9 protein-coding genes are annotated in these 6,292 nt (G+C 51.8%); 1 reads left to right on the top strand and 8 read right to left on the bottom strand.

The window, feature by feature from the left end; translation table 11 throughout:
- Positions 1-186 precede the first annotated feature (186 nt).
- Positions 187-771 (top strand): superoxide dismutase [Fe], encoded by a 585-nt coding sequence (sodB, locus tag CAG65_RS14910; RefSeq protein WP_161454156.1) that lies wholly within the window; start codon positions 187-189, stop codon positions 769-771.
- Positions 772-909: 138 nt separating this feature from the next.
- Here sodB and flhB read toward each other — a convergent pair whose 3' ends face one another.
- The 8 genes from flhB to fliL all read right to left on the bottom strand — a co-directional run.
- Positions 910-2,040 carry a flagellar biosynthesis protein FlhB gene (flhB, locus tag CAG65_RS14905; RefSeq protein ID WP_161448942.1) on the bottom strand — a complete coding sequence of 377 codons (1,131 nt, stop codon included), beginning with the start codon at positions 2,038-2,040 and terminating at the stop codon, positions 910-912.
- Positions 2,041-2,049: 9 nt separating this feature from the next.
- Entirely contained in the window at positions 2,050-2,832 is a 783-nt protein-coding gene (gene fliR / locus CAG65_RS14900; RefSeq protein ID WP_161454155.1) for a flagellar biosynthetic protein FliR, read from the bottom strand.
- An 8-nt stretch (positions 2,833-2,840) separates the two neighbouring features.
- Complete coding sequence (fliQ, locus tag CAG65_RS14895; RefSeq protein ID WP_021704340.1) at positions 2,841-3,110, bottom strand: flagellar biosynthesis protein FliQ; 270 nt, start codon at positions 3,108-3,110, stop codon at positions 2,841-2,843.
- Between the two features lie 12 nt (positions 3,111-3,122).
- Positions 3,123-3,995, bottom strand: coding sequence for a flagellar type III secretion system pore protein FliP (fliP, locus tag CAG65_RS14890; RefSeq protein WP_161448940.1), 873 nt, complete (start codon positions 3,993-3,995; stop codon positions 3,123-3,125).
- Positions 3,982-4,380, bottom strand: coding sequence for a flagellar biosynthetic protein FliO (fliO, locus tag CAG65_RS14885; RefSeq protein ID WP_021704342.1), 399 nt, complete (start codon positions 4,378-4,380; stop codon positions 3,982-3,984). The genes fliP and fliO overlap by 14 nt, the downstream gene beginning before the upstream one ends.
- A 3-nt stretch (positions 4,381-4,383) precedes the next feature.
- Complete coding sequence (gene fliN, locus CAG65_RS14880) at positions 4,384-4,794, bottom strand: flagellar motor switch protein FliN (RefSeq protein WP_021704343.1); 411 nt, start codon at positions 4,792-4,794, stop codon at positions 4,384-4,386.
- Between the two features lie 15 nt (positions 4,795-4,809).
- Positions 4,810-5,856, bottom strand: coding sequence for a flagellar motor switch protein FliM (gene fliM, locus CAG65_RS14875; protein ID WP_021704344.1), 1,047 nt, complete (start codon positions 5,854-5,856; stop codon positions 4,810-4,812).
- Between the two features lie 7 nt (positions 5,857-5,863).
- Positions 5,864-6,292, bottom strand: a 429-nt coding sequence (fliL, locus tag CAG65_RS14870) for a flagellar basal body-associated protein FliL (protein ID WP_161454154.1), incomplete at its 5' end; no start/stop codon positions are given.

The raw sequence follows: 6,292 nt of genomic DNA, 5'->3' as shown, positions 1-6,292 counted from the left end.
GGGATACGACAAAAAATAAATTTCAAATAAAAATTGCCCCCCGCCTCTTTTAATAAAGTAAAAACTTGCTAAAATGTTTTGCAAGTCAGTCGTATTGACACAGAGTGGCTTCGCTAGCACTCAAGAATAAAAACACTGGAAGCAATCGAAAGAGATCCCTCTTTCATACAAATGGAGAATCGAGCAATGGCATTTGAACTACCAGCTCTTCCTTACGCGAAAGACGCACTAGAACCACACATCTCTGCAGAAACTCTGGACTACCACCACGGTAAACACCACAACACTTACGTGGTAAAACTGAACGGTCTGATCCCAGGCACTGAGTTTGAAGGTAAAACTCTGGAAGAGATCATCAAGAGTTCAACTGGCGGTGTATTCAACAACGCAGCGCAAATCTGGAACCACACGTTCTACTGGCACTGTCTGTCTCCAAACGGCGGCGGTGAACCAACTGGCGCAGTAGCAGATGCCATCAACGCGGCATTCGGCTCTTTCGAAGAGTTCAAAGCAAAATTCACTGATTCAGCGATCAACAACTTCGGTTCATCTTGGACTTGGCTTGTGAAGAACGCCGATGGCTCTCTGGCTATCACGAACACATCTAACGCTGGCACTCCACTGACTGAAGAAGGCGTAACGCCACTGCTGACGGTTGACCTGTGGGAACACGCGTACTACATCGATTACCGTAACGTACGTCCAGATTACATGAACGGTTTCTGGGCTCTGGTTAACTGGGACTTCGTTGCAGAGAACCTGACAAAATAATCCTCTCCTAACGGAGTGAATTTCTGTCTTAATCAAAAACCCGCAATCGCGGGTTTTTTTGTATGTCTTCTGTTGAGCGCCGTACCGGTGACTAAAATCGCTAATTATCCTATAGCAAGCGATTTTGGCTGCGCTCGCTCAATGGCGCAAATCCGGTGGTATCGGCATGTTGTCCTCACGCAGCGTCGGGCGTTGCCCGCCGCGTTTGCGGTATTGCTTTAACTGGAACACGTAGGCCAGCACCTGAGCAACCGCAGTAAACAGGCCATCAGGAATTTCCTGTTCCAGCTCTGTGGTATGGTACAACGCCCGGGCCAGAGGTGGGGCTGGTATCACGTAAATATCGTGCTCACGCGCCACTTCGCGAATTTTCAACGCCATATGATCGATCCCTTTGGCCACCACCACAGGAGCGCGATCCGAGTTCTGTTTATAACGCAGCGCGACGGAGAAATGCTCCGGGTTGGTGATGATCACATCGGCCTGTGGGACTTCCGCCATCATCCTGCGCTGTGCGGCCTCGCGTTGCAACATCCGGATACGGCCTTTGACTTCCGGTTTCCCTTCGGTCTCTTTGTATTCGTCTTTCACTTCCTGTTTGGTCATTTTAAGCTGATTGGCGTGTTGCCAGAGCTGAAACGGAATATCGATCGCCACCACAATCAATAGTGAACAACTGATCAGCAAGACAAAGTTCAGCAGGATATCGAGCGCGTGAAAGATGTTCTGTGGGTACACATCCAGGCTGAGCTGAAACAGATCGGCCTTAGCAGCATTGATCAGATAAAACGCCATGCCGGACACCAGCAGCACTTTAAGAATCGATTTCAGCAGCTCCACCCAGCTTTGGATACCAACCATGCGCTTAAGACCACTGAGCGGGTTCATCTTGGACAGCTTCGGCCGAGCAGCTTCAGCCGAAAAACTGATCCCGCCGATGCCCGCCGCGCCAATCAGGGCCGCAATAAACAAAGTCAACAGGATTAATAGTAAAGGCAGGATCAGGCTGACCAGTGCGCCGCTGACGATATCAAACAGCTTTGGCAAATCGAAGATTTCTTCGCGGCTGAGCGAAAACAAGCGCCCCATCGACGTAAACAAAGCTCGCGCCAACGCTTCACCAAACCACATCAGCGATACAGCACCGATCACCAATACCGAGACCGACGCCAGCTCCTTCGACCTTGCAACCTGCCCTTTTTCACGAGCCTGTTGCAAGCGCCTGGGCGTGGCGTCTTCGGTACGTTCCTGACCGTCAGATTCCGCCATTCAGCCCCCCTAACAATTCAGTCGTATAAAGCGGCATACCTGCTGCTCTCCCTGACTCCAGAATAGCTCATAGTGCGTATACAAACCGCCGAGGATATACCAGCACAGCAACAGCCCCACCAACAGAGCGAACGCAAAACCGAGAGAAAAGATGTTCAACTGAGGGGCTGCCCGGGTCATCACCCCAAAAGACAGGTTGATGGTCAGCAACGCAATAATGCCCGACAACGACATACTCAGCGCCACTTTAAACATCACACCCAGCCAGGTCGCCAGTTCGCGAAAATTCGCACTGGTGAGTGATCCCGAGCCAATTGGCAACGATTTAAAACTCATCACCACCAGCTGAATCATTTTGAGGTGGCCGTCAGTGGCAAGAAAAAACATGGTTGCTAAGAACATAAACAGCTGGCCCAGCAACGGAGTATTCTGGCCGTTGGCCGGATCAACCATGGACGCAAAACCCAGGCTCGACTGCATGCCGAGGATCTGGCCGAGGATAACGAAGGTCTGAACGATAAACTGGGTGATGGTGCCCATTGCCACCCCGATCACCAGTTGTTCCAACAGCACCATAAAGCCGCGAAACGACACCAGCTCGATGTCCTGCGGCACGGCGGGAATGGCCGGCATCACCGCGAAGGTTAACGCCAGTCCCAGATAGAGACGAATTCGCGGCGACACAAAACGGGCACCGGTAACCGACATGACCATTAACATGGCGGAAATGCGGGTAAACGGCCAGAAATAATTGGCAATCCAGTCCAGGACAACGCTCGCCGGGTACTCCATGACCGCTCCTAGTAGAGTACCTGAGGTAAACGCTCGATCAGGGCGTAGAAATACTCCATCATCATCTGCGTCATCCAATGGGCAAACAACATCAGCGCCAACAGCGTCACTATCAGACGCGGTAAGAAACTCAGCGTCTGTTCGTTGATTGAGGTTGCCGCCTGAAAAATAGCCACAACCAGGCCCACCAGCAGGCTGGGTATAATGATGGCGCACACCATCAATAACACCATCCACAGGGCATCACGAAACAGTTCGACGAACATTTCAGGCGTCATTATGCTCCTCCGTTAAGTGACAAAGCTACCAGCCAGAGTCGACAGGATCAGGTTCCAGCCATCGACCAATACAAACAGCATCAGCTTGAATGGCAACGACACAATCATCGGTGACAACATCATCATACCCATCGCCATCAGAACTGAAGCCACCACTAAATCGATGATCAAAAATGGCAAAAACAACATGAAGCCAATCTGGAACGCGGTTTTCAGCTCAGAAGTGATAAACGCCGGGATCAACACCGCCATCGAAACCTCTTCGGGGTTACGTGCCTCTGAGCCAGAAATTTCGACGAAGGTTTCCAGATCTTTAACCCGGGTCTGTTTCAGCATAAACGTTTTCATCGGTGCCTGAGCCAAATCAAATGCTTCGCGCGCCGAGATCTGTTCGTTGATGTACGGCTGAATCGCCTGTTCATTCACCTGGTTAAGCACCGGCGACATGATAAAGAAAGTCAGGAAAATGGCGATGCCGACAATTACTTGGTTGGATGGCGTTTGCTGCAAGCCCAGAGCCTGACGCAGAATCGACATCACCACGACAATCCGGGTGAACGAGGTCATCAGAATCACCATGGCCGGCAAGAAACCAAGCAGGGTCATCAAGGCCAGTATCTGCAAGTTGACCGAGTAGTCTTCGCTGCCATCCGGATTGGTGGTCATGGTAAAGGCGGGAATACCTCCGCCACCGGAGGCACTGCCTGCCGCCACAGTACGAGAGGCCCCGGCCTCTTTCTCCATGGCCGATACCGTGACGTTTTCTGCACTTGCCGCGCTGGCTGGGATGTCGCTGGCCAGCTCTTGTTGTGCAAGTGCCAAAGGCGCCAGGAGCATCAGCACCAACATCAGCAGCGCGCTCAGGATCGAGTTAGTTCTTATCATGCTTTTTCAACAGCTGGGACAATTGATTCGCAAACGGTGCGGGGGCCAGCTCCTCCTGAGTCAGTGGCGTTTCCAGTTTTGAAATCAGCTGAATATTCTGGGAAGTGATACCAACCAAGAACTGCTCTTCACCCGCCTGAACGATCACCATGCGCTCTTTGGTGCCCACCGGCAACTGACGGATAATACTCAGCCCCTTCTGGTTCCCCAGGGTTGGGACCCGCATGCGTTTGAGCATCCAGGCCAGAAAAACGATCAGCGCTATTACGAACAAAAGCGACCCGAGAGTGGTCGCTATATCGAACTGACTTCCCGGCAAATTGTTCTCCGCCGCAGCCATGCTCATTGTCGGCAACAAAGCCAGCGCCAAGACGCTCTGTCTCATACGCTACCTCAGTTTCTTAATACGTTCAGTTTGGCTAATCACATCGGTAAGACGAATACCGAACTTATCGTTGACCACCACCACTTCGCCATGCGCAATCAAAGTGCCATTGACCATCACGTCCAACGATTCACCGGCAATACGATCCAGTTCAACGACGGATCCCTGGTTCAGTTGCAACAGGTTGCGAATACTGATCTGCGAACGGCCCACTTCCATAGAAATGGTGACCGGAATATCCATGATTGTATCGAGTTTACGGCGCTCATCGTCAGTAATCGGCGATGCGGTATCCTGTAACTCATCCAATGGCGCAGCGAACACATCATCCGCATCGACACTGGACGCGGCCGGATCTTCGCCTAGTGCAGCGGCCCACTCTTCGGCCAGCTTGTCATCATCTGTTGATCCCATTTTGACACCTACTTGTTATTCATCATCACCGTGATCATCCTCGAACTCAGACATGATGTCTTTGCCAAGGAAAGCCAGATCGGTTTTTACCACATCTGGTCGTTTAATTTTCTCTGAGACCTGCACAGCGATTTTGTCGCCAGAGCGGCCCATCTTGACCCGAAACGTCGGCAACTCCTCGACAAACATGGTCGCGTTCTCCGGCATCTGGATCGGAATAATGTCACCGGGTTGCAGCTCCATCAGGTCGCGCAGCGAGATATCCTGCTCCAGCAGGTTAACCCGAAAATTCACCGGAACATCCATGATTTCTTCGCGCAGTGCTGAACTCCAGCGAACATCGGTTTCCATTTTGTCCGACTGGACACCGGCATCAAGCAGTTCACGGATTGGTTCGACCATCGAATACGGCATCACCACGTGAAAGTCACCACCACCGCCATCCACTTCAATGTGGAACGAGCTGACCACAATCACTTCCGTCGGACTGACGATGTTGGCCATGCTCGGGTTCACTTCCGAATCGAGATACTCAAACTCAACCCCCATGACCGGGGACCAGGCTTCTTTGTAGTCTTCAAACACAATTTTCAACAGCAACTGAATAATGCGACGCTCGGTGGGAGTGAACTCACGCCCTTCAATTTTGGCGTGGAAACGACCATCACCGCCAAAGAAGTTTTCCACCAGGATAAACACCAGACGCGCTTCCATCGTCACCAAAGCGGTGCCTTTCAGTGGTCTGAAACGCACCATGTTAAGACTGGTTGGCACATACAATGTGTTCTGGTATTCACCGAACTTCATCATCTGCACACCGTTGATCGACACTTCGGCAGTTTTACGCAGCATGTTGAACAGGCTGATGCGCATATGACGGGCAAAACGCTCGTTGATCAGCTCGAGCGTTGGCATGCGACCACGAACGATGCGGTCTTGTGAGGAGAAATCGAAACTGACGGCGTCTTCACCGCCGCTGTCCAGATCCTCTTCCACGTCATCTACATCGTCAACACCATGTAATAACGCATCAATTTCGTCTTGGCTTAATAGATCGGTCACATCTCACCTACTGAATTACGAAGTCGGTAAACAGCACTCGCTCAATGACAGGCTGCCCTACCGCACGAGTCAGACTGGCTTTAATGTCTTCGGTCGCTTTATCGCGCAGTTCCACCCGGCCATTGGCGGTACGCAGTTGCTCCACCGTGGCCGACGCAAACGTCGCCAGCAAGGTGCTTTCCACCAGTGGCGAATGGTAACGAGCCAGATTTTCATTTTCACTGCCACGCACCATTAACTGCACCTTGATCTGCACCAGGCGATCACGTTTGTCGCCAGTCACGTTAAACAGAAACGGTTGTGGAATATTGACGTACGCGACAGGAGCCACCGTCGCCGCCGCTTGTTGCTGAGCTTCTTGCGCCTGTTTGTCTTCATCCGATCCCAACAGGAAAAACGCGGCGGCTCCACCGCCCAGCAGCAATACCACAACAAT

The sequence above is a fragment of the Vibrio sp. V39_P1S14PM300 genome (assembly GCF_009904765.1).
GTDB classification, from domain to species: domain Bacteria; phylum Pseudomonadota; class Gammaproteobacteria; order Enterobacterales; family Vibrionaceae; genus Vibrio; species Vibrio proteolyticus.
This window is presented reverse-complemented; position numbering and strand designations above follow the sequence as displayed.

What these genes read in the sequence shown, in the direction of transcription:
- sodB (WP_161454156.1), top strand. Translation starts at nt 187, where the DNA reads ATGGCATTTGAACTACCAGCTCTTCCTTACGCGAAAGACGCACTAGAA.
- flhB (WP_161448942.1), bottom strand. Translation starts at nt 2,040, where the DNA reads ATGGCGGAATCTGACGGTCAGGAACGTACCGAAGACGCCACGCCCAGG.
- fliR (WP_161454155.1), bottom strand. Translation starts at nt 2,832, where the DNA reads ATGGAGTACCCGGCGAGCGTTGTCCTGGACTGGATTGCCAATTATTTC.
- fliQ (WP_021704340.1), bottom strand. Translation starts at nt 3,110, where the DNA reads ATGACGCCTGAAATGTTCGTCGAACTGTTTCGTGATGCCCTGTGGATG.
- fliP (WP_161448940.1), bottom strand. Translation starts at nt 3,995, where the DNA reads ATGATAAGAACTAACTCGATCCTGAGCGCGCTGCTGATGTTGGTGCTG.
- fliO (WP_021704342.1), bottom strand. Translation starts at nt 4,380, where the DNA reads ATGAGACAGAGCGTCTTGGCGCTGGCTTTGTTGCCGACAATGAGCATG.
- fliN (WP_021704343.1), bottom strand. Translation starts at nt 4,794, where the DNA reads ATGGGATCAACAGATGATGACAAGCTGGCCGAAGAGTGGGCCGCTGCA.